Here is a 619-nt window from a genome sequence, read left to right as displayed (position 1 = left end):
GAAAAACCACACTCCCGTCGACCCATTTCTCAGCGCCTAGCCTGAAGGCCAAAATCCACGTCGCAATATTTGGTGTTGTTGTTTAAACAACCAAAGTTGTCTGCAATTATTTAAACATGATGCAGACTCGATTTTGCCGGACTCAAATATAAACAACACACTAAGGTGTTGTTTCCAAGAACACTTGAATGTGTTTATTGGTGTTTATCTTTCGATAAACATTGAGAACTTTACAAACAATCCTATTCACAAGGAATCAAGATTGTTTTGTCAGCTTTCCAAATTGTTAAAGAGCAAAACAGCTCGAAGCTTTCGCTTCAAAACCATCAATCTGTGTGGACACTTGTCTCAATAATCATCGTATAAGGAGGTGATCCAGCGCCAGGTTCCCCTAGCGCTACCTTGTTACGACTTCACCCCAGTCATGAACCACAAAGTGGTGAGCGTCCCCCCGAAGGTTAAACTACCCACTTCTTTTGCAGCCCACTCCCATGGTGTGACGGGCGGTGTGTACAAGGCCCGGGAACGTATTCACCGTGGCATTCTGATCCACGATTACTAGCGATTCCGACTTCATGGAGTCGAGTTGCAGACTCCAATCCGGACTACGACGCACTTT

The 619-nt window shown here is 44.9% G+C and carries 1 rRNA gene; it reads right to left on the bottom strand.

The annotated features are described in order from the left end of the window. Positions 1-363: 363 nt before the first annotated feature. A 16S ribosomal RNA gene (locus DPF90_RS20205) occupies positions 364-619 on the bottom strand; the annotation flags it as partial.

Origin of the sequence: Vibrio tetraodonis (assembly GCF_003350295.1) — a bacterium.
GTDB classification, from domain to species: Bacteria; Pseudomonadota; Gammaproteobacteria; order Enterobacterales; family Vibrionaceae; genus Vibrio; species Vibrio tetraodonis.
Note: the sequence above shows the minus strand (reverse complement) of the source record. Positions and strands in the feature narration are given on the sequence as shown.